The organism is Hamadaea sp. NPDC050747 (genome assembly GCF_040654195.1).
Classification (GTDB): Bacteria; Actinomycetota; Actinomycetes; order Mycobacteriales; family Micromonosporaceae; genus Hamadaea.
On the sequence record NZ_JBFAHM010000007.1, the window covers coordinates 292648 to 314977 of the forward strand.

20 protein-coding genes and 1 pseudogene are annotated in these 22330 nt (G+C 70.3%); 3 read left to right on the forward strand and 18 right to left on the reverse strand.

What is annotated here, in order from left to right:
• Nucleotides 1-3: 3 nt before the first annotated feature.
• From AB0H43_RS18730 to rimP, 5 genes are all read right to left on the reverse strand, one after another.
• A complete protein-coding gene (locus AB0H43_RS18730) occupies nucleotides 4-1308 on the reverse strand; it encodes a DUF2510 domain-containing protein (protein ID WP_360000625.1) in 1305 nt (434 codons plus the stop codon).
• A gap of 133 nt (nucleotides 1309-1441) precedes the next feature.
• On the reverse strand, nucleotides 1442-4477 hold the full coding sequence (infB, locus tag AB0H43_RS18735) for a translation initiation factor IF-2 (protein ID WP_360000626.1): 3036 nt from the start codon (nucleotides 4475-4477) through the stop codon (nucleotides 1442-1444).
• A gap of 156 nt (nucleotides 4478-4633) precedes the next feature.
• Complete coding sequence (locus AB0H43_RS18740) at nucleotides 4634-4942, reverse strand: YlxR family protein (RefSeq protein ID WP_360000627.1); 309 nt, start codon at nucleotides 4940-4942, stop codon at nucleotides 4634-4636.
• 114 nt (nucleotides 4943-5056) lie between these two features.
• Entirely contained in the window at nucleotides 5057-6085 is a 1029-nt protein-coding gene (gene nusA / locus AB0H43_RS18745; protein ID WP_360000628.1) for a transcription termination factor NusA, read from the reverse strand.
• Nucleotides 6082-6753, reverse strand: coding sequence for a ribosome maturation factor RimP (rimP, locus tag AB0H43_RS18750; protein WP_360000629.1), 672 nt, complete (start codon nucleotides 6751-6753; stop codon nucleotides 6082-6084). Before rimP ends, nusA begins: the two co-directional genes overlap by 4 nt.
• A 261-nt stretch (nucleotides 6754-7014) precedes the next feature.
• Here rimP and AB0H43_RS18755 point away from each other — a divergent pair, with 261 nt between their 5' ends.
• Complete coding sequence (locus tag AB0H43_RS18755) at nucleotides 7015-7470, forward strand: twin-arginine translocation signal domain-containing protein (RefSeq protein WP_360000630.1); 456 nt, start codon at nucleotides 7015-7017, stop codon at nucleotides 7468-7470.
• Nucleotides 7467-7931, forward strand: a complete 465-nt coding sequence (locus tag AB0H43_RS18760) for a ferritin-like domain-containing protein (RefSeq protein WP_360000631.1) — start codon at nucleotides 7467-7469, stop codon at nucleotides 7929-7931. The genes AB0H43_RS18755 and AB0H43_RS18760 overlap by 4 nt, the downstream gene beginning before the upstream one ends.
• Nucleotides 7932-8024: 93 nt before the next feature.
• Here the strand turns inward: AB0H43_RS18760 and AB0H43_RS18765 are convergent, their stop codons facing one another.
• From AB0H43_RS18765 to AB0H43_RS18815, 11 genes and pseudogenes are all read right to left on the reverse strand, one after another.
• Complete coding sequence (locus tag AB0H43_RS18765) at nucleotides 8025-10712, reverse strand: FtsX-like permease family protein (RefSeq protein WP_360000632.1); 2688 nt, start codon at nucleotides 10710-10712, stop codon at nucleotides 8025-8027.
• Entirely contained in the window at nucleotides 10709-11425 is a 717-nt protein-coding gene (locus tag AB0H43_RS18770) for an ABC transporter ATP-binding protein (RefSeq protein WP_360000633.1), read from the reverse strand. The genes AB0H43_RS18765 and AB0H43_RS18770 overlap by 4 nt, the downstream gene beginning before the upstream one ends.
• The gene (locus tag AB0H43_RS18775) at nucleotides 11412-11981 is read right to left on the reverse strand and encodes a PadR family transcriptional regulator (RefSeq protein WP_360000634.1); all 570 of its coding nucleotides are present in this window, start codon (nucleotides 11979-11981) and stop codon (nucleotides 11412-11414) included. The genes AB0H43_RS18770 and AB0H43_RS18775 overlap by 14 nt, the downstream gene beginning before the upstream one ends.
• Nucleotides 11982-12048: 67 nt before the next feature.
• A complete protein-coding gene (locus AB0H43_RS18780; protein WP_360000889.1) occupies nucleotides 12049-12909 on the reverse strand; it encodes a HipA domain-containing protein in 861 nt (286 codons plus the stop codon).
• 129 nt (nucleotides 12910-13038) lie between these two features.
• Nucleotides 13039-13251, reverse strand: a pseudogene (locus AB0H43_RS18785) (HipA N-terminal domain-containing protein); the annotation flags it as partial.
• Between the two features lie 79 nt (nucleotides 13252-13330).
• On the reverse strand, nucleotides 13331-13600 hold the full coding sequence (locus AB0H43_RS18790) for a helix-turn-helix transcriptional regulator (RefSeq protein ID WP_360000635.1): 270 nt from the start codon (nucleotides 13598-13600) through the stop codon (nucleotides 13331-13333).
• Nucleotides 13601-13858: 258 nt separating this feature from the next.
• Entirely contained in the window at nucleotides 13859-14605 is a 747-nt protein-coding gene (locus tag AB0H43_RS18795; protein WP_360000636.1) for an SDR family NAD(P)-dependent oxidoreductase, read from the reverse strand.
• A gap of 7 nt (nucleotides 14606-14612) precedes the next feature.
• Nucleotides 14613-15227, reverse strand: coding sequence for an ATP/GTP-binding protein (locus AB0H43_RS18800; RefSeq protein WP_360000637.1), 615 nt, complete (start codon nucleotides 15225-15227; stop codon nucleotides 14613-14615).
• Nucleotides 15208-15588 (reverse strand): DUF742 domain-containing protein, encoded by a 381-nt coding sequence (locus AB0H43_RS18805; RefSeq protein ID WP_360000638.1) that lies wholly within the window; start codon nucleotides 15586-15588, stop codon nucleotides 15208-15210. Before AB0H43_RS18805 ends, AB0H43_RS18800 begins: the two co-directional genes overlap by 20 nt.
• Before the next feature lie 37 nt (nucleotides 15589-15625).
• Entirely contained in the window at nucleotides 15626-16018 is a 393-nt protein-coding gene (locus tag AB0H43_RS18810) for a roadblock/LC7 domain-containing protein (RefSeq protein ID WP_360000891.1), read from the reverse strand.
• A gap of 11 nt (nucleotides 16019-16029) precedes the next feature.
• Entirely contained in the window at nucleotides 16030-18843 is a 2814-nt protein-coding gene (locus AB0H43_RS18815) for a nitrate- and nitrite sensing domain-containing protein (RefSeq protein WP_360000639.1), read from the reverse strand.
• Between the two features lie 196 nt (nucleotides 18844-19039).
• Between AB0H43_RS18815 and AB0H43_RS18820 the strand changes: the two genes are divergently transcribed.
• Nucleotides 19040-20200: an ABC transporter substrate-binding protein gene (locus AB0H43_RS18820; RefSeq protein WP_360000640.1), complete on the forward strand. Its 1161-nt coding sequence runs from the start codon at nucleotides 19040-19042 to the stop codon at nucleotides 20198-20200.
• Between the two features lie 116 nt (nucleotides 20201-20316).
• On the opposite strand, the gene AB0H43_RS18825 is transcribed toward AB0H43_RS18820, so the two are convergent.
• Both AB0H43_RS18825 and AB0H43_RS18830 read right to left on the reverse strand, forming a co-directional pair.
• On the reverse strand, nucleotides 20317-21084 hold the full coding sequence (locus AB0H43_RS18825; protein WP_360000641.1) for an ABC transporter permease: 768 nt from the start codon (nucleotides 21082-21084) through the stop codon (nucleotides 20317-20319).
• A 106-nt stretch (nucleotides 21085-21190) separates the two neighbouring features.
• A complete protein-coding gene (locus AB0H43_RS18830) occupies nucleotides 21191-22225 on the reverse strand; it encodes an ABC transporter substrate-binding protein (RefSeq protein ID WP_360000642.1) in 1035 nt (344 codons plus the stop codon).
• Between the last annotated feature and the right edge of the window lie 105 nt (nucleotides 22226-22330).

Consider the following 22330-nt stretch of genomic DNA (forward strand, 5'->3'; position numbering starts at 1 on the left):
CCGTCACCGCTGGACGTGGTCCGTCCAGCGGCGGCCGTCCCACCAGCGGGCCCGGACCTGGCGCCACGGATCCGGGTACCAGCCGGGCGGCCGCTGCTGCGGAACCAGCGCTGGTGGGGGCGGGGACGGCGGTGGCGGCAGTGGTGGTGGCGTGGACTGCACTGGAGGCGGTGACGGCAAGGGAAGCGGCGGCGCCGGGGACACCGGCATCGTGGGCGGCTCCCAGGGCAGCCCGGACAACTCGCAGACGAGCCGGTGCAGCCCGGGCGCGGTGAAGTCGCAGACGCGGTCGCCCAGGTGCACCCCGTTCCCCTTGAACCGGTTGAAGACCAGTGGCGGCTCGTCGCGTACCAGCAGGGCCAACGCCTGCTGGCCCAGGGGCCCGGACAGGTGGACGGCCGTGACCTGGGACCAGCGGATCGTGCCGCCCACGGTCTTGGACGTCATCAGCTCATGGGACCAGCCGAGGCCGCCCGTCGTGAGCAGTAGCGCGACGCCGCGCATGGTGTCCGTCGGGCGTCCACATCGGACGAGGGCGATCGGTTCGTCCCCGGCTACGAGCCCGGCGATGAGCTGTTCCTTCTGCCCGCTGTAGAGCGAGTTCTCCAGCTGACCGGCGGCGAGGCTCAACCGCTCCGCCGCGTATGCCAGCCGCCCGGCGCCGACGGCCTGGTCCAGCGGTGTCCACAACGTCCGGGCGTCCCGGCCGACCGGGAAGTCCTCGCCGCAGTCCGGGCATGTGACCAGCACGGATTCCTCCCGCATGGCCCGGCAGCCGGGGCAGAAGGTGACCGCGTGCGAATCGAACTCGATCCCGTCACACCGTACGCACACCGGCAGGTCGGCCTGGACGTCCGCGCGGATCTGCCCCATCCCGCCGACGAACCGGACCACGGCGAGCACCGGATTCGCCGCGAGCATGCCGACGCTCTCGATGATCGTCTCGGCGACCTCGCCCGACTTGCTCGCCGCCTTCGTCGGCCGGGCCGGGTTCACCAGCTTCTCACTGGCCAGCCCGCACGCCACACAGACCGGCCGGATACGCAGCGGCAGCGCCGCGCGGACGACTGTCTGGTTCCGGAGCAGGTCCAGGCAGTCAGCCTCGGCCTCGGTCAGCCGGATGTCGTCCGCGTCGGTGAGCACCTCGGCCAGGCGGTCGAGCGCCCGCAGGTCGAGCGGCGGACCCGCGATCGTCGGCCGCCGCCGGACCAGCGTCGCCAGCTCCCGATAGGCGGCGACCTCCTCGGCCCGCAGAAACAGGGCGCGGTCGTCACTCGCGCTGATCACGACGCCCGGCCGCGGATCCACGGCGCGATGGTAGTGCCCCCGAACCGTCCGGCCAGTCGGCTCCCCGACTCTTCCGCGCAACGAGTGATCGGCAAGCGAAAGGGCGGCCACCCGAAGGTGACCGCCCTTGTCGTGCTTCTCAGCGAGCCGAGCGTCAGACGCGCGGCTTCTCCCGCATCTCGTAGCTCTCGATGATGTCGCCGATCTGCGGGCTGCCGAAGCCGCCCAGCGTCAGACCACACTCGAAGCCCTCGCGGACCTCGGTCGCGTCGTCCTTGAACCGCTTGAGCGACGTGATCGTGACGTTCTCGGCCACGACCGTGCCCTCGCGGATGACGCGCGCCTTGGCGTTGCGCCGGAGGAGACCGTCGCGGACGATACAACCCGCGATGAGACCGATCTTGGACGAGCGGAAGACCTCGCGGATCTCCGCCGACCCCAGCGCGGCCTCTTCGAAGACCGGCTTGAGCATGCCCTTGAGGGCCGCCTCGATCTCCTCGATGGCCTGGTAGATGACCGTGTAGTACCGGATCTCCACGCCGTTGCGGTCGGCCATCTCCCGCGCCGACTGCATCGGGCGGACGTTGAAGCCGATGATGATCGCCGTCGAGTCGGCCGAGGCCGACGCCAGGTTGACGTCGCTCTCGGTGATCGCACCGACGCCCCGGTGAATGATCCGAAGCTGGATCTCGTCCGGAATCGGCAGCTTGACCAGCGCGTCTTCCAGAGCTTCCACCGAACCGGCGACGTCGCCCTTGATGATGAGGTCGAGCGTGGTCCGCTCGCCTTCCTTGATCTTCTCGAGCAACGTCTCCAGCGTCGCCCGGCCGGCCAGCCGCGCCTGCTCGGCCGCCCGCTTACGGGCCTGCCGCTGCTCGGCGATCTGGCGTACCGTCCGGTCGTCGTCGGCGGCGAGGAACGTGTCGCCGGCGCCCGGGACCGCGGTCAGACCGAGGACCAGGACCGGACGGGCGGGACCCGCCTCCGGCACCGGCTGCATGTTCTCGTCGAGCATCGCCCGGACGCGCCCGTAGGCGTTTCCGGCCACGATCGAGTCGCCGACCCGCAGCGTGCCGCGGTTGACCAGCACCGTGGCCACCGGGCCACGACCCTTGTCGAGGTGCGCCTCGATCGCGATGCCCTGCGCGTTGCCGTCGATCGGCGCCCGCAGGTCGAGCGAGGCGTCCGCGGTCAGGAGCACCGCCTCCAGCAGCCCGTCGATGTTGATCCGGCTCTTCGCGGAGATGTCGACGAACATGGTGTCGCCGCCGTACTCCTCGGCGACCAGCCCGTACTCGGTGAGCTGCTGGCGCACCTTGCCCGGGTTGGCCTCCGGCTTGTCGACCTTGTTCACCGCCACCACGATCGGCACGTCGGCCGCCTTGGCGTGGTTGAGGGCCTCGATGGTCTGCGGCATCACGCCGTCGTCCGCCGCGACGACCAGGACCACGATGTCGGTGGCCTGGGCGCCACGGGCACGCATGGCGGTGAACGCCTCGTGACCCGGGGTGTCGATGAACGTCAGCGCCCGGTCTTCGCCCTCGTGCTCGACGTGCACCTGGTACGCGCCGATGTGCTGGGTGATGCCGCCGGCCTCGCCTTCGACGACGTTCGCCGACCGGATCGCGTCCAGCAGCTTCGTCTTACCGTGGTCGACGTGACCCATGACGGTCACGACCGGCGGCCGGACGACCAGCCGCTCCTCGTCCACGTCGGCGTCGAGGTCGATGTTGAACTGCGCGAGCAGCTCGCGGTCTTCCTCCTCCGGGCTGACGATCTGCAGATCGAAGCCCAGGTGCTCGCCGAGCAGCAGCAACGTGTCGTCGCTGCACGACTGAGTCGCGGTCACCATCTCGCCCAGGTTGAACATCTCCTGGACCAGCGAGCCGGGGTTGGCGTTGATGCGGTCGGCGAAGTCCGACAGCGAAGCGCCACGCGGCAGCCGGATCGTCTGACCGTTGCCCCGCGGAGCGCCCGAGCTCATCGTCGGCGCCGACAGGTTGTCGAACTCTTGACGCCGCTGCTTCTTGCTCTTGCGGCCACGCGACGGCCGGCCACCCGGACGCCCGAAGGCACCCGCGGCGCCACCACCGCGACCACGGCCGCCGCCACCACCGGGACGGCCACCGCCGCCTACCGGGGCACCGCCGCCGCCACCGGGGCCACCGCGGTAACCGGTGCCCGCACCAGCGCCACCGGCGCCGCCACCAGGGCCGCCGCGGTAGCCGCCGCCACCACCGGCGCCGCCACCGGGGCCGCCGCGGTAGCCACCGCCACCACCGGCACCGCCACCGGGGCCGCCGCGGAAGCCACCGCCACCGCCGCCACCACCGGGACCGCCGCGGAAGCCACCGCCACCGCCACCGGGACGACCCGCGCCGCCACCGGGCCGGGTCGGCCGCTGCGACGGCATCTGGCCGGGACTCGGCCGCGGCGGCATGGAAGCCGGGCTGGGCCGAGGCGGCATCGAGGCCGGGTTCGGACGCGGCATCGCATTACCGGGCGTGGGACGAGCCCCACCACCGCCGGGCGTGATGCCGTACGGGTTGTTGCCGCCACTGCGGGCCGGCGGACGCGGGGTCCCCGGCGCGCCCGGTGCTCCCGGCGTACGCGGAGCGCGGTCGCCGGACGGACGCTCGCCCTGTCCCGGGCCACGCTCGGGACGGCCACCCGGCGTCGCCGGACGGGCCGCCGGCGTACCCGGCTTGGGCGGCATGAACGTGGGCTTGGGACCGTCGCCACCGGACGGGCGGCGGGTGGTGTCCCGCTGCTGGGCCGCCTGCTGAGCCGCCTTCACGGCGGCCTCCTGCTCGGCCTTGAGAGCCGTGGCGCGCGCTTCCGCCGCCGCGACCTCGATGTCATGTGCGCTCTTCCCCATCGGGGTGGCCGCCGGGGTGACCGGGGCCTTCGGCTTCGACGGAACCGCCTTCTTCATCGGCGGAGCCGGCTTCGCCGACACCCGGGAATCGCTCGCGGTCGCCGCGGCCGGTGCGCTCGGCGCGGACGGGGCGCCACCAGGCGCCGCCGAACCGGGGCCGAAGACCTCCTTCAGCCGACGGGCGACGGGAGCTTCCACGGTGCTCGACGCGGACTTCACGAACTCGCCCATCTCCTTGAGCTTGGCGAGCACGATCTTGCTTTCGACGCCGAGCTCCTTGGCGAGCTCGTGTACGCGGGCCTTGCCTGCCACTGCACTCCTCACTCCGAGGCCGTGCGGGCGGCAGCCCGCAGCGACCTCACTTGTGCACTTGAAGCCTGGTCATTTCAGGGACTTCATCGTGTGCTCATGTCGGTCGTCCTACCTTGCTCTACATCCATCCGCAGGCGCGGTGCCCCGGAGGGTGCCTCATGATCCGGTCAGGCGGGCCTTCCCGCCGTGGATCGCCTCGCTCAGCGCGGTGACGTCGCAGAGACCCGCGACTCTCAGCGCACGCCCGAAGGCGCGGCGCTTCTCCGCCAGAGCGAGACATGCCGGAACAGGGTGCAGATGAGCTCCCCGGCCCGGCGCCCTGCGGGTCGGATCGGGCACGACCCGAACCGCGCGCGATCCCCCGGTGTCGGGAGATCCTGGCGGGTCAGAGTCGATCGCGATCGCGACGAACCGCAGCAACTCGGAGGCTGCCGCTCGTTGCCGACAGCCGACGCAGGTCCGCACCGGACGCGATGTGCCACGCCCTGCTTCACGTGCTGTATCACGCGCTGAACCCGCGTCGCCCGACACCGTGCGACGTTCCACCGAGAAAGTCTACCCCTACGCTCGCCCGAAGGCTCAGGCTGGTTCGGCTTCGTGATCCAGACCGCGCGGAGGACGCGCCTGACCCGTCTCCGGGGAGTCCGATCGGATGTCGATCCGCCAGCCCGTGAGCCGGGCGGCCAGCCGGGCGTTCTGCCCTTCCCGGCCGATCGCCAGCGAGAGCACCTCACCGGGAACGGTCACCCGGGCCGCCCGGGCGGCGAGGTCGACGACCTCGACCTTCACGACCCGCGCCGGTGACAAGGCGTTCCCGACGAACTCGGCGGGATCGTCCGACCAGTCGATGATGTCGATCTTCTCGCCGTGCAGCTCGCTCATCACCGCGCGGACCCGCTGACCCATCGGCCCGATGCAGGCGCCCTTGGCGTTCACGCCGGGGACCGTCGAGCGTACGGCGATCTTGGTGCGATGACCGGCTTCGCGGGCGATGGCGGCGATCTCCACCGTCCCGTCGGCGATCTCCGGCACCTCCAGCGCGAACAGCTTCTTCACCAGCGCCGGGTGCGACCGGGACAGGGTCACCTGCGGGCCCCGGGGGCCCTTGACCACGTGCACGACGACGCAGCGGATGCGCTCGCCGTGCCGGTAGACCTCGCCGGGCACCTGCTCGGACTGCGGCAGGACCGCCTCCAGCTTGCCCAGGTCGACGGTGACGATGCCCTTCTCAGACCGGGTCTCGTGGGCCTGGATGACACCGGTGACCAGGTCGCCGTCGCGGTTGACGTACTCGCCGAAGTGCACCTCGTCGGTGGCCTCCCGCAGCCGCTGCAGGATGACCTGCTTGGCCGTCATGGTGGCGATGCGGCCGAAGTCGTGCGGAGTGTCGTCCCACTCCCGCAGGACCGCGCCCTCCTCGTCGACCTCCTGGGCCAGCACGGTGGCGGCGCCGGTCTTCCGGTCGATCTCGACGCGCGCGTGCGCCTCCGCACCTTCGGTGTGCCGGTACGCGGTGAGCAGCGCCGACTCGATCGCGGCCAGAATCGTCTCGAACGGGATCTCCCGCTCTCGCTCCAGCGCACGAAGCGCGGCCAAATCGATGTTCACTGCTCCTCCACGTCTTCTTCGTCTACCTCTTCGTCAACCCCGTCGTCACTGTCGGCGATCTCCTCCAGGTCCTCGTCGGAGATCTCGTCAAGCCGGTTGAACTCGATCTGCACCCGGCCCGGCCCCAGCCGGTCGAGCGCGTATGTCTGTGTGGTCACCGACTTCTTCTCGGCGAGCTCCAGCGTGACGCTCGTCTCGTCCGCCGCCAAGACCCGGCCGGTCACCTGCTTATCAGTCTTCTGCGCGTTTTCTGTCGCGGTGGGATCTCCCTGGATCTTCACCGCCACGAGCCGGCCCACCGACCGCCGCCAGTGCCTGGGCAGAGTCAGTGGCCGGTCCACTCCGGGCGAGCTGACCTCCAGCTGGTACTCGCCGGGGACGATCTCGTCGCCGGACTCCTCCGCGGCGTCCAACGCGTCGGCCACCGCGCGCGACAGGTCGGCGATGGTGTCCAAATTCACTCCGCCGTCGCCGTCCACGGTGACCCGCAGCTGATGCCGCCGGCCGACCTGGCGTACGCCCAGATCCTCGAGGTCGTAGCCGGCCTTGGTCAGCACCGGCTCGATCAGGTCGCGTACGCGCTCCCGGGTCTCCGCCAGTTGAGCCGGAGTACGACGCGGGACGGCGGGGACGCTCGGGGGCGCGCTCCGGCGGCTACGCTGTGCCATAGCGGACCCCTTTCCTGAAATCTAGCGCCGGCTGATCGGCTGAACGTCAGTCGGCCGGTGTGGTGCGCGCGGAACACGGCTGCGCAGAGCGTAACGCGCAACGACTACCGAGCGTGAATCGGCGCGCCCGCCCGCCCGCCGGGGAACGCTTTGCGTGAGCCGCCAGGGTTCAGCCGGGAACGCTCGCGTGCGCCGCGAGGAGGTCAGTCGGCCCGCCCGTCGCGCTTGGCGCGCTTGATCTGATCGTGTTCACTTGTCCAGATGCGTACACCGGACGGGCAGCCCAGCGGGACGAGCCGCCGCGACCTGCTCAGGGCACTCGCGGCGGTCGGCGCGGTCGGCGTGCTGGCCGGGTGTGACCTGCTGGCCGCGCCCGAACCCGACCCGGATCCGTTGCTCGGGCTGCTCACCGAGACGCGGGCCCTGCTGACCGCGTACGACCAGGTCATCGCGGCCGACTCGCAGAGCGCGGCCAAGCTCCAGCCGATCCGGGCGACGCACGAGGCGCATCTGACCGCGTTGACCGCGATGATCAGCCCGCCCACTCCGAGCGCCACTCCAGCGGCGAGCGGCGCGTCGGTGGCCGATCTCAAGAAGGCGGAGGCGACGGCGGCGAAGTCCGCGTACGACGCGTGTCTGGCCACCACCCCGGAACGCGCGACGCTGCTCGGGGAGATCGCCGCCGCCCGCGCGACCCACTTGGCGGTGCTCTCATGACCAGCCCTTCCCCGACGTCCCCGTCCCCGGTGCCGTTGAGCGCCGACGGGGTGGCCCGGCTGTCGACCGCGCTCGACCTCGAACACCAGGCCGTGTACGCGTACGGCGTACTCGGGCCGTATCTGAGCGGCAGCCTCCGGACCAGCGCCCGGACCGCCGAGGCGACCCATCGAACGCGGCGGGACAAGGTCGAGGCGCTCCTCGGCGACGCCGCGCCCACCGCCGCCGCCGGGTACGCCCTCCCGCAGCCGGTCAAGGACAAGGCGAGCGCCCTGGCCCTGGCCGTCCTCGTCGAGGACGGGGTGACGACGGCGTACCGGGCGGCGTTGGCGGTCACCTCAGGGGGCAACCGGAAGATCGTGCTCGACGCCATGATCGACGCCGCGAACCGGGCGGCCGCCTGGCGCCGGGCGGCCGGGACGACACCCGGCACGGTGTCGTTCCCCGGCCGCCCGACCTGACGCCGGACCGCGACCGACAGGCGGCGAGCGGACCAGCCGCCCCGTCACCGGCGGCCGACGTCAACGGCGGCCGCCGGCCGGCGACGTCACGGGTCAGCGGCGCTCGATCGGCAGTCGCGACCGGGTGAGCAGGCCCGCGCCCACCATCGCGACGACCGGCACCACCACGGCGATCCCGAGTTGCAGCCACGGCACCACCATCGGCATGTCCGCCGGGATCGGCCAGACTCGCAGGCTCTGGCTGCGGTTCACCCCGGCGATCAGGGCCAGTGCCCCGCCGATGCCCACGACCAGCCCTAAGAGGGTGCCGACCCCGGCGATGACGCCCGACTGACTGAGCGACATGAACCGGCGTACGCGCGGCGACGCCCCGATCGCACCGAGCGTCGCCAGGTCGGCTCGCCCGTCGGCGGCGGCCAGTCCGGTGGCGATCGCCGCGGCGGCCAGCGTCACCAGCGCCGAGGCGAGGGCGAGCACGATCAGGAGGATGTTCAGCCGGTCGTGACCGGCCCGCTCCACCGTCGCGTACGCGAGCTGGCTGAACTCCAGCAACGCCGAGTTGAGCTGCTCCTCCTCGGCCGACGTCGGCGTCCGCGTCGTCGCGGCGACCAGGTACGCGGGCTGCGTACCGAGTCCCAGTCTCGTCAACGTGTCCGCACCGGCCACGATGTCGAATCCGTGTACGCCGGACCGCAGCACGTAGGCGGGGACGGTGACGGGGGTGCCCCGCTGGTCGCCCTTGCTGTCGCCGATGATCGGGACGACCTGGACCTTGCCGTCGACGACGTACCGCGGATCGGTCACCACGACCGCTCCGGACCGCAGCGCCGCCGTCGCCTTTGCCACGTCGTCCGGGGTCGCGTCGGTAATCAGTCGCAGGTGCGACCCGTCGTCGGCGACCACCCCGAACGCGGCCCCCCACATGGCGCCCTCGTGGCACCGCTGGTCGGCCCGAGCCTGCGCCTGCTGTTCCGGCTCGGTGGGCGCCGACTCGAACGGGCACTTCTCCCGGTCGGGCAGGGCCAGTTCCAGCGCACAGTACTTGTCGCTCTTGTCGTCGGAGGCCGGACAGGACAGTCCGTCCACCACGCTGGTCTCGCGTACCGGCAGGATGTCGCGGACGCGCCGGTCGAGCCGGGCCGTCGTCGCGGCGTCCATCGGCTGCGGGCCGCCGGTCGGACTCAGGTCCATGAGCCGGACCGAGGCGTACCCGTCGGGCAGCATCGGCCGGGCGTACACGTCGTTGCGCACCGTCTCGCTGTTCATGTAGATGCCGAGCATGACGCTGCCGGTCACGACCGCCATCACCGCCGAGATCGCCGGAGCGGCCGCGGCCCGGTTGCGGGACGCGTCACGCATCGCGATCCGGGGCGCCAGCGGCAACGCCCGGCCGATCCGGCCGAGCAGGCCGACCAGCGACGGGGTCACCACCACAAAGCCGAGCTGGGCGAGCACGAGACCCACCAGGAGCAACTGCGAGTCGGCGAGCAGGGTCGCGCCGCCGCTCGCGGCCACTCCGGCCGCCATCACCGCCAGACCGGCGAAGATCCAGCGACGCCGGGACCGAACGATGCCCCTGCGCCCGGACAACGCGGTCACGACGTCCTGCCGGGCCGTCGTCACCGCTGGGACGAGCGCCGCCAGCAGACCCGTGACCACCGCCAGCACGAGGCCACCCGCCAGCGCCAACGGGAATACGCGGAAAGCACCGCCCCGGGCGCCGAGATACTCCTCCAGGAACGGCCGGGCCAGCGCCGCCAGCAGTACGCCGAGGAGCAGGCCGGGCAGGGCGCCGACGACGCCGAGCACGACGCCGTCAGCGAGCATGATCCGGCGCAGTTGTTTCGGCGTACCGCCGTTGGCGGCGACCAAGGCGAGTTCGCGGCGCCTCCGGCGGGCGCCGACCGCGAAGGCCGGCGCGCACAGGAGGATGACCTCGAAGACGATCATCCCGACGACGATGGTGCTCAACGTCAGTTCCTCCGACCCGCCCGGGCCGTCGTTCACCGGCGTACCGGGCAGCTCCACACGCGGGTCCACCCAGACGCCGGCCTGGTTGAGCTGCTTGAGCAGGTCCGGCGTGACGCCGCCGGGGATCCCCGCCAGCCAGGCGCCACCCCCCTCGTCGGTACGCGTCAGCGCCGCCGGATGGAAGAGGATCATCTCCCGCAGATCGTCCGGGAACTCGACGAGACCGACGACGCCGAGCGTGCGATCGCCGTCGAGCGTACGCACGCTGCCCCCGACGCTCGCGCCCAACCGGTCGGCCGCCTGCGGCGACAACGCCACTTCGCCGTCCTTCGCGGGAGCACGACCGGACAGGATCGTCGCCAGCCCCCGGGTCAACGGATCACCGAGGTCGACATACCGGGCTTGGACGCCCGCGATCCCACTCGGCGTACGCATCCGCAGCTGCGTACCGCTGTTGTCGAGACGAGAGACCGTGCTGCCGGACGGCAGCAGGGACAGCAGGGTCTGATCGTTCTTCGGCTTGGCCGGGCCACTCGGCGGCTGCTGCGAGACGGCGTTGGCGTCGGAGCCGAGCTGGTCGACCGGGACGTCGCTGGACCAGTTCACCAGCGCGTCGGCCACGCCCATCTGCCGGGTGACCTGCTCTTCGGGCGTCAGTGAGAACGTCTTGTAGGTGACGGCGACGAAGGCCAGCGCGATGACCGGCGCGCCGATCAGAGCAGCCACCATCACCGAACGGCCCTTGTGACGGCGGGCCTCCCGGCGGGCGAGTCGCAGGGACACTCGCCACGACTTCCACCACGCCGTCATCCGGCCGTCTCCAGCAGCGCGGCCGCGTCCGTGGCGCCGACGGAGGTGTCCACGACGACGCCGTCGCGGAGGAACACCACCCGGTCGGCCCACGCAGCGTGCCGGGCCTCGTGCGTGACCAGGACCGCCGCCGCTCCGGCATCCACCTTGGACCGCAGGAGGCGTAGCACGGCCTCACCGGTCTGCGAGTCCAGGGCACCGGTCGGCTCGTCGGCCAGCATCAGCCGCCGCTGCCCGACCAGGGCGCGAGCGATCGCGACGCGCTGCTGCTGACCACCCGACATCTCGTCGGGGAAGCGTTCGGCGTACCCCTCCAGACCGACCTCGGCCAGCGCGGCCTCGGCCTGGGGGCGAGCCTTGCGCGGCGCGACGCCGTCCAGTTCGAGCGGGAGCGCGATGTTCTCCGCGGCGGTGAGGCTCGCGAGCAGGTTGAGATCCTGGAAGACGTAGCCGAGCCGGCGACGCCGCAGCCCGGCGAGCCCGGACCGGTTGAGGGTGCCGAGGTCGACGCCCTCGATGACGACCGAGCCCGAAGTCGGCGAGTCGAGGCCGCCGGCCAGGTTGAGCAGGGTCGACTTCCCGGACCCGGACGGGCCCATGACCGCGACCAGTTCGCCCGGTGCGACGGCGATGCTGACCCCCCGCAGGGCCTGCACCTCGGTCGCGCCGTGCCCGTGCGTCCGGTGCACGTCCCGCAGCTCAAGCACGCTCATGAACGTTCTCCTCCTCGGCCGGGACGGCCGCGGCCGCCGGCTTCGCCGTCGGGACGAAGCGGACCAGCGACGCCTCACAGTGGTCGAGCCAGCGGAGTTCCGCCTCGGCCTGGAAGATCAGCGAATCGAGCACCAGCCGCCAGGGCAGCTCGCTGTCGCTCTGCTTGAGCCGCGTGTACTGCTGCAGCGTGCGCATCGTCGCGCTGCGCTGCGTCTGGACGACCGACTGGACGTCCACCCCCGGCGTCGTCAGCGCCAACGCCAGCTTGATCGCCAGCTCGTCGCGCGGCCGGTCCGGATGGGCGATCGGAGTGGCGAACCACAGCGCCAGCTCGGTCCGGCCCTCCGGAGTGATCTCGTACGGCCGCTGCCCCCCGTCATGCTCCGGCAGCGCCCGCACCAGACCGTCCCGCTCCAGGCGGGTCAACGTGGTGTAGACCTGCCCGATGTTGAGCGGCCAGGTCGCGCCGGTCTCCGCCTCGAAGGCCGACCGGAGCTGGTAGCCGTACATCTGCCCGCGTTCGAGCAACGCGAGCAACCCGTGTCTGATGGACATGGCTACTGAGTATGCATACCGAGTATGCGGCGGTCAACCGGCAAGGACCGACCTGCGGATTCTTCACTCAGCGGTCGAGCAATTGCTCGCACAGCGCAGCGCGGGTCGTCATCCTCTCGGCAAGCCGCGCGGGTAGACGACTTGCCAGCGCGGAGATCTCGTCGGCCTTCGCAATGCGTTGAATCGCCCCCGGAAGACGTTGTGCGTACGCTCTCGCCCGCTGGACGCACTCCTCAGGGTCCAGCCCAACCTCGTCGGCTAGGCGACGCCAACGTGTGCCGGTGATTCCGTCGAGCCGATAGTCGCCGCCGATACGCATGGCCATTCGTAACCGCGGCATGTACATATCGTCGTAAGGCAATGCGCTCGCCACGTCGTACAACGGAGCCAGGCGCGCCCCCGCTCTGCCCAGCAGAACCGAGTAGTTCTTGGCATGCGCGTCCGTCCCGCCGATCAGCCAGTTGAAGATCAAGGCGTCGACGAAGCGTTGAACGTCTTCCGCGGCCTTCAGCGGAACAAGAACCGCCGAACGCAGCAATCGGGCGACATCCGCTGGGCCAGGGCCGCCCTCACTCTGATACTTGGTCGTCGGCGGATAGCCCAGCGCTTGGCAGACGTCCTCCTGATGAACCCGCAGCCAGACATCCATAGCCGATCGACGCCGGTCGTACCGCTCGACGACGATGACCCGTTCCGCCCCGAACGCCGCCACTCGCGAGCGGGCCGCGGCGATACCCAGGTCGCGTGCGGTCTCCAGGCAGAGGTGCTCGTTGAGATCATGCTCGTCGAAGCCGGAGATCGCAGGCTTCAGAATGTGCGTGGTGGGCACGACGCCCCAGGGATCGCCCCACCCGCCCGTCCGCTCATCAAAGTGAAGCGCGGTCTTAGCCTGTGCTCCCGCTAGGCTGAACTGCCCCGACCGAGACAAATGCCAGGCGGCCGGATCTCGTCTGAGCGTACGGATGCGCGCAGCGATCTCCTCGTCGCCGACCCAGTCGACGCCCCCGTCGCCGGCCCTGATCGCGTCGACGCGTTCTGGTCTGACAAACTGCGCAGCTCCGGCGCAGTCCTCGCCAACATGCCTCACGAGCGCGAACGGATTGCGAGCCGACACTTGGTACGCCTGAGCCCACCGCTCCAGGACCGCTTCGTTGTCCGGCAGCAAGCCCCAGAGGAACGCGCGCACGAGCGCATCGCCATGTTCCGCGGACGTCAGCGGCATCGACAACGAGAGCGGAATCGCGTCCTCCGCCGCTCGCCACTCCTTGTCATAACGAAGCGAAGAATCCCACGGTCATCCTGCTTGAGCACACCCACCCGCCGGGTTCGCATCAACACCACGAGTTCGATCACGATGGGCCCTTGAGCGAGTTGAGGAGGTCACCTAGATCGACGTCGTCCGGGCCGGTAGCCGTCGGCCGGACCGCCATCGTCAAACCGAGGGCGTGTAGCGTTCGCATGATCATGCCAATCTCGGCACTGGCTTTTCCAGACTCCAGGCTCGTCAGCCATCGCAGACTGACCTGGGCCTCATCAGCAAGCTGGCGTTGGGTCTTCCCCAGCTCGTTGCGTCTCTCTCGGACATAACGTCCAAGATCGCTCGCGGTGGTGATACGCATCGAACCCCCTCTCGCGGTCGGTACGCACGTTCATGCACATCCTAGCCGATATGCATGAACGTGCGCACCCGCAAGCGATACGCACGAGCGTGCACATCGCGATCTTGAGCGTTGGGTGAATTCGATCTACTGAGACGCGAATCTACGTCGCACACCGCCGGCCATGCTGGAACCGCTGAACAGCGCTCTTACAGATCGGGGGATGCGCAGGCCGTCCGTTGCCGCGACGGCTGCGAATCCCCCGATCTGGAGTGGAAGTCAGTGTGAGTCGTCGTCGTTGAGCCGGTGGAAGATCGCCTCGGGATCCGCCTTGGCCTGCACCGCCAGCCCGATCAGGATCTCCTGCTCGTCGCTGGTCAGTCCGGCCACCGCCTGGCGGACCAGCTCCGGTACCGGCATCCCACCCTGGGTGGAGTCCGGGTCGTCGCGCAGCTCCGCGCCGATCGTGGTGTCCACCTTGGGCGGCATCACCTCGATGACGTCGATGCCGCGGTCGCGGAGCTGGTAGCGCATCGAGATCGACAGCGAGTGGAGAGCGGCCTTGGTCGCGCTGTAGACGCCGATCTCGACGAGCGGCGTGAAGGCGAGGGCGGAGGTCGTGTTGACGATCGCCGGTTTCGGCCGGGTGGCGAGATGGTCGACCAGCAGCGAGGCGAGGTGCAGCGGAGCCAGCAGGTTGATCTCCAGCTGCTGCTGCGCCTTGACCAGGTCGATCGGCTGCGTGACGTCGAATCGGTACTGCACCGCGGCGTTGTTGAACACCACGTCGAGGTCCGGGTGCTCCTTCACGACCCACTCCGCGAGCTCGACCCGCTGAGCGGCGTCCGCGAGATCGCACTGTCGCGAGTGGATACGCGGGGAGAGCGCGCTGACCTCGGCCAAGCGAGCCTCGTCCCGCCCGCAGGCGATGACGGTGTTGCCCAGCTCGGCGAAGCGCACGGCCAGCGCGCGCCCGATGCCGTTGGACCCGCCGGTGAGCAGGATGGTCCGGTCGTTCAGAATCATCGAAGCCTCACCGTACGGGCATGCTGAGCTGGGGGTTCTCGTCCTGGAGCATCTGGATCGCGTGCTCGACCGACTTGATGAGCACCTGCTTGGTGGATTCCCGGTGCCGGGCGTCGCACTCCAGGATCGGCACCCGGGCGGGCACCGCGAGCGCTTCGGCGATCTCGTCGACGGCGTACCGCCGGGTGCCGTCGAAGATGTTGAGCGCGACGATGTAGGGCAGCCCACGACTCTCGAAGAAGTCGATGGGCGCGAACGAGTCGGCCAGCCGGCGGGTGTCCACCAGGACCACCGCGACCAGCGCACCCCGCATGAGTTCGTCCCACATGAACCAGAACCGGGTCTGCCCCGGCGTGCCGAAGAGGTAGAGGATCAGGTCCGACGCGATGGTGATGCGGCCGAAGTCCATGGCCACCGTGGTGGACTCCTTGCCGGGCACCTTCGACGCGTCGTCGATCCCGACTCCGGCGGAGGTCATGATGGCCTCGGTCGTCAGCGGGGTGATCTCGGAGACGGTGCCGACCAGAGTGGTCTTTCCGACGCCGAAGCCTCCCGCGATGACGATCTTCGCGGACGTGATCTGCTGCGAGGGCCCCGTGGTGTCAAAGCCTGCGAAGTCCACTTAAGACCCTTTCCAAGACGTGCAAACGATCGTTGACGCTCTGTTCCCGAGCGATCTGGTGCAGGTCGAGCAGGCCCTCGGCGACCATGTCGGCGACGAGCACGCGGGCCACGCCGAACGGCATCTGAAGCAACGCGGCCACCTCGGCCAGCGAGCGGGGCGCGCCCTCGCACAGGCTTGCTATCCGGTTCTTGTGCTGGCCGGCGAACCGGCCCTCTTGCCGACCCGCGGGAGTGGTGACGAGCACCGCCTCGATCGCGATGTCCTGGCGCGGCTCCGTCCGGCCGCGCGTGACGGCGTACGGGCGCACCAGGGCGCCCCGCGGATCTCGGCGGAAGCCTTCCTCGTCAGGCTGAGCCACGACTCGCCACCCCCACTCTCACGACCCTCGCCAAGCCCTACGACTGCCGGGCGAACTCGCGGGTGCCCGGCGTGAGCGCGCCGCCCACCCGGTCCACCAGCAACGCCATCTCATAACCGACCTGGCCGACGTCGCAGCTACGCGCCGCGAGCACCGCCAGGGCCGATCCGTCGCTCACCGACATCAGGAACAGGTAGCCGGCGTCCATCTCGATGATGGTCTGCCTGATCGGCCCGCCTTCGAACGCGCGGGACGCGCCGTCGGTCAGGCTGATGACGCCGGCGGTGATCGCGGCGAGCTGGTCGGCCCGCTCCTCCGGCAGGTCCTGAGTCGCGGCGAGCAAAAGTCCGTCGGCGGAGACCGCCACGACGTGCGCCACGCCAGGCACCTGGTAACTGAAGTTGTTCAGCAGCCAGCTGATGTTCTGCATCTTCGGGCCGGTCATCGACGTTCCTCATTCTGTGCTCTGCTTTGCTGCGGAGTGGACAGGTCGTCCCGCCCGCGCTGCACCCCACGGGTGTACGCCGACAGCAGGCCCTGCACCTGTTCAGGCGTGCGCTTGACCCGGGCGGGCGCCGGTTGATCGACGCTGCCGGGGACGAGGTTCGCCTGCGGCGTCCGAATGGGCAGTCCCGACTTGGTCGTGGTGGAGACGTCCGGAGCCGCGGCGGCGGCCGCCGCCCGCCAGCCGGTGTCGGCCGTCGTCTGCCAGCCCTCGGGCGGTGCGGACTGCCAACTGTCCTGCGCGGTGGAGGTCGACCAGTTGTCCGGTGCGGACGGCTCCGGCCGGCTCGCCGGCGACTCCGACCGGCTCGCCGAGGCTCGGGGCAGGTCGTCGTGCGTCGGGCGGAACTGAGCGGGCGGCGCGCCGGCGCTGGGCCACTCGGACCGGACCGGCTCCGGCCGGACCGCCGCCCGGGCGGTCACCCGGGCCGGCTCGGGCTGCTGCTGCTGCGGTGGCCAGGGCTCGGGCACGGTCGGCGAAGTCGTGGTGTTGCCGAACCAGGTTGCCTGCATCTGACGGAAGATCGGCAGCTCGGTGGTGTCGTCGGAGGCCCGCATCGGCGGTGCCGCCGGGGGGCTCTGCGTGGCGGTCGCACTTGGCGCGGACACCGGGACCGCCGACACGGAGATCGGCGGCGAGCCGGTCGGCTCACCGGAGATCCGCTGCCCCGGTACGCGAGTCGGCAGATTCGGCTCACGGAATCCGACCGGCTCCCGGGGCGCCTCGCGGGGCGCCGGCGGCGCTTCCCGAGGCGGCGACGGCAGCGCGGCGTGGCGGCCGCTCTCCTCGATGGCCAGGTGACGCCGCTGGCGCAGGGCGTTGTCCGCCGACCGCGGCAGCACCAAAATGCTGCGCGGCAGCACCAGACCGGCGGTGATCCCGCTGTCGGCGTTGCGCCGCAGTTCGGCCTTGATGCCGTAGCGGTGGGCGAGGCGGCTGACCACGCCCAGACCCATCATGCGGAACGACGAGACGTCGACCGATCCGGGCTGGTCCAGCCGCTCGTTGACCGACTGCAACTGCTCGTCGGTCATGCCCAGGCCCCGGTCCTCGACCTGGATCAGGACGTAGTCGCCGATGCGGCGGGCGTCGGCCACCACGACCGTCCCCGGTGGGGAGAACCGCGTGCCGTTGTCCATCAGTTCGGCCGTCATCCGGACGACGTCGTTGACCGCGTGCGCCGCGATCGCCGTGTCGGCGTCGACCGTGCTGAACTCGATCCGGTCGTACAGCTCGACCTCGGACTGGGCGGCCCGGAGGACGTCCTCCAGACCGGCGTCCTCCCGTCGGGCCGGGCTCGCGTCGGCGCCCGCCAGGACGAGCAGGTTCTCGTCGTTGCGGCGCATCCGGGTCGCGAGGTGGTCCAGCCGGAACATCCGGGCCAGCCGCTTCGGGTCCTGCTCGTGCTGCTCGATCGAGTCCAGTTCGGCGATCATCCGGTCGACCAGGGTCTGCGACCGGCGCGCCAGGCTGAGGAACATCGCCGACACCGTGCCGCGCAGGACGGCCTGGTCGGCGGCGATGCGTACGGCTTCGCGGTGGACGACGTTGAACGCCTGAGCCACCTGCCCGATCTCGTCCCGGCCGCGTACCTGGATCTCGTCGCGCACTTCGGAGGCGAGTTGGTCCGCACTGCGTTCGTCGAGGCCACGGGCGTCCCGCAGCCGCTCGACCGTCTCGGGAAGGCTGCGGTGGGCGACTACGAGCGCGCCGCCACGCAGCCGCTCCAGCGAGCGCACCATCATCCGGGCCACGTACGCCGCCATCAGGATGGCGAGCAGCAGAGCCGCGATGAGGAGGGACGACTCGATGATCGCCTGCCGGGTCACCTGGGCGGCCAGCGCGTTGATCGCGTCGCCGAGCTGCCACTCGAGGCGCTGCTGCGCGTAGCGCATCAGGTCGACCTCGGCCCCGATCGCGCGGGACGCGTCCAGCGCGGAGATGCGGCTCTTACTGCCTCGGGAGCGGCTCACGTCGTCGGCCGCCGCGTCGGCGAGCACGATGGCGTCACCGGTGACGAAGGTCCGGGCGGTGGCCCACTGCTCCGCGCTGGCCTGCCGCAGGAAGTCCTGGAAGGCCTGCTGTTGAGTGGTCAGCGTGGCGAGGAAGGTCGACTGCTGCTCCTCGCTGATCGCACTGCCCTGGCTCAGCGTCACGAACGCCACCGCCTGCTGCTCGGCCGCGGCGCCCTGGGCGGCGGCGAACGCGGCGACGGCGCGGGCGCTTCCGGTCAGGTCACTGCCGACCCCGATCTCCTCGGCGGCGTCGGTGATGTAGCCGGTCATGTCGGCGAGGATGGCGGAGTACCGCAGCACGACCTGGGCCACCGTGGTGTCCTTGCGGGCCTGGGCCTCCTTGCGGATGTCGGCCAGGCCGTCCAGGTGCGTGTCGATGCGGTGCAGCGGCGCGTCGAGGGCGGCCGGCGGGTCGTCGAGCGCCTTCAGGGCCTCCCGGTACGAGCCGACCTGAGCGTCGGTCTCCGCCATGGGAGCGCTGAGAGTGCTCGCGTCAGCCGAGGTGTCCGCGACGAATCGCGCGAACGCCATCCGTTCGTGGTGCAGGGCGTAGCTCAACGCGGTGACCCGCGAAGACAGCGTCGTTAGGTGATTGGACAGTCGAGCGTCCGCCGCACGCTGGCCGCTGTCGACCAGTCGCGCCGCGGCCAGGCCCACGGTACTGATTACCGGGACCAACAGCACGACCGCCAGCTTCGTCCGGATCCGCGCGTCGCGCAGGCTCACACGTGGCACGGCGCCGATTCCACCATGTCGGGTCCGATCGCGACAAGCCGAGCGGAGCAACTTCCCAGTATCATGGACCGATTTCCTCCGTCTCCCCGCGAAGATCATAAAGTGGACTGTCTGAAGTCGACAGAGTAGGGCACCCCGACTTGACCCGCTATGGCAGGGCTGGCAAGGTGTGCTCGGTTGACCGAGAGGGAGTCCGATGGCACGCGTACGCGCCCGACTATCCACAGTGATTTCGCTGGCGACGCTGCTGGCCGCGACGGCATGCAGTTCACCCCTCACCCCGAGTAAGCCCGATGAGCTCGTCATCGGCGCGGACCTCGAGTTGTCCGGGGCGTACGCCGAGATGGGCAGCGCCTTCGAGCGCGCTCTCCGGCTGCGGGTGGAGCAGTTGAACGCGACCGGCGACCGGCCGATCCGGATCGTCTATCGCGACAACCGCAGCGACAAGAGCCTGTCGCAGTCGAACATCGCGGCGCTGGCCGCCGACTCCGAGATCAGCGCCATCATCACCGGTGCCTGCGGGGAATGCGCGCTGGCCTCGGCCGCGGCGGTGACTCAGAAGTCCATTCCGCTGCTGTCGCTGGCCGGTGCGAGCGAGCTGGCCGACACCGACAAGGCGGGCCGGTTCGTCTTCAAGGTCGGCCCGAACGCCAAGGACGGCGCCGCCGCCCTGGTTGCGCAGCTCAGCTCGACCGGGGTCAAGAAGGTCGCCCTGATCACGACGAACGACCAGTACGGCGACGACGGCGAGACGGCGCTCAAGGACGCGCTGAAGAACGCCGGGATCGACCTGCAGACCACCCGCGAGGTCTCGGTGACCGCGACGGAGTTCAGCCAGACGGTGACCTCCGCCGTCAGCGAGAAGCCGGACGCGCTGATCGCGTGGACCGGCGCGTCCGTCGCCGGTGAGATCGCGGTCGACGCCCGCAACACGGGATTCGAGGGCAAGCTGTTGTTCGACACGGGCGCCGGCGGCGACCTGTTCTTCAACAAGGCCACCGCGAGCGCGGCCGAGGGCGCGATGATGGCCTTCCCGCAGACGATGGTCATCGACGAGGTCATCGCCACCAACCCGGCGAAGTCCTTCCGCCAGCAGTGGTTCCGCGACTACACGGCCAGCTACGGCGGCTACAGCGGATACGCCTCCTACGCGGCCGACGCGCTGGAGCTCCTCGTGGAGGCGGCCAACCGGTCCGGCAGCACCAGCCGGTCGAGCCTGCGCGACACCTTGGACTTCCTGCAGATCGACGGGTTCACCGGTCCGCTGAGCTTCCGGCCCGACGACCACTCCGCCGTCATGCCGCAGACGCTGACCCTGCTGGTGGTCCGGGGCGGTCGCTGGCGGCTCGCCTCCTGACCCTCCCCGACCGCGTCATCCCAGCCGAGCAGCAGATCAGGGATATGCGCCCTTCCGAAGGTCTTCGGAAGGGCGCATATCCCTGATCCATGTATGCGGGGGTTGGTGCGGTCCGGTCAGGCGGTGACGCCGCGGACCCAGGGCAGCAGCAGCCACTCGATCGCCTGGACGAGCAGATACAGCGCGACGCTCACCAGGGCGAGCAGGATCAGCGCCGCGAACATCAACTCCATGTCCGTCTGCCCGCTGGCGGCGGAGATGACGTACCCCAGGCCGCTGTCGCCACCGATCAACTCGCCGATCGTCGAGCCGACCGCGGCCAGCGGCATGGCCACCTTCAATCCGGTGAACAGCTGAGGCAGTGCTCCCGGCAGCCGGATCTTCACGAAGGTCTGCCAGCGGGAGGCCCGGATCGCCCGGGCCAGCTCGGCCAGTTCGGCGGGCGTGCTGCGCAGGCCGGCGGTCATGCCGAGGACGATCGGGAAGAAGCACAGCAGCACCACCATGGCCAGCCGGGCCTGGTAGGTCAGCCCGAGCCAGACCATCATCACCGGCGCCAGGGCGATCTTGGGGACCGCGTTGACGGCGACGAGCAGCGGCGAAAACGTCTGGTCCACCATGCGCGACGTGAACAACACCAGGCCGATCACCATGCCGCCGACGGTGGCGATGGCGAAACCGAGCAGGATCTCCCAGGTGCTCACCCAGGCCATCTGCCAGAGATACGCGGTCTTCTGCCCGTACGCGTCAAGGACGCCGCCGGGCGACGGCAGCACGATCGTCTGCGGGCGGAACACCCGGACGCCGGCCCACCACGCGAGTACGAGCAACGCCGATCCGAGCAGGGGATAGACGACCACAGCCAGCGAGCGGATCCTCGTCATGGGCTCTCCTTGCCATCATGCGGGGTCTCCGGCGCCCGATCGGCGGCCGGAGACCCCGTTTGCGTCAGCGCCGGGCATTCGCGGGCCCGGCGCGCTTTCCGGCTGGTCAGGCCTTCGGCGTCATGTCGAAGGCGACGATCTGCTCGGGCTTGAGCGAAGTGGGGATGGTGCCCGAGCCGGAGAGGATCGCGAGCGCGCGGGCGACGCGGTCCTGCTCCAGAGCGCCGATGACCGAGGACGAGCCCCGAACGAAGGACGCCATGATCTTCAGCTCGGCCGCCGCGACCGCCGCCTTCGCCGTCGGAACCTCGCCCGCCAGGATCTGGCCGGCCTCGTCCGGGTTGTCGATCGCGTACTTGAGGCCCTTCATCAGCGCGCCGTTGAAGCGCTTGATGACGTCGGGCTTCTCCTTGGTCATCTTCTCGGTCGCGAGAACCGTGTTGCCGTACAGGTCGGTGAGGAAGTCGCTGTACGACAGGGAGACCGTCGGCTTGCCGCCGGCGGCCGCCTCGATGGTCGGCTTGCCCACGATGAACTGACCGATCGCGTCGACGCTCTTGCTGGCGAGCGCGGCCGGCAGGTTCGGCGCGGGCAGGTTCACGAACTGGACCTTGCTCGCGTCGATCCCGGCGAGCTTGGCGTACGTCGGGAACAGGGTGCCGATGATCGAACCCGAGGGATCGCCGATCTTCTTGCCCTCGAGGTCCTTCGGAGCGCTGATGCCGTAGCCTTCCAGCGTCATGACGCCCGCGAGCGAACGCTGGAGGACCGCGGAGATGCCGACCAGGCCCGAGGCCTGGCCCTTACCGACCGCGATCGCGAGCGCGGCGAAGTCGACGACGACGAAGTCCGCCTGGCCACCGGCCAGGAGCTTGATGTTGTCGCCACTGCCGTTGCCGGGCTTGATCGAGACGTCCAGACCGGCCTCGGTGAAGAAGCCCTTCTTCTTGGCCACGTAGGCGTACGCCTCGCGGCCGAACGTCCCGAACGATGTTACGTAGTTAACTTTGTCGGTGCTGCCGTTGCCGGAGGACTGAGGAGCTGGATCGTCGGAGGAAGAGTCCGAGCAGGCGGCAGTCGCCGCGGCGATACCCGCGCCGAGGGCTGCCACCAGCGCAGACCGTCGAGTCAGCGTCGTCATGAGGGGGTTCCTTCCGGTGCTTTCGGATCTTGATAGATCCCGTCCAACCGCACAGCCTAGAACTCACCATCCTCGGTGGACAGCTCTGCCCACGTCTCGGAACGG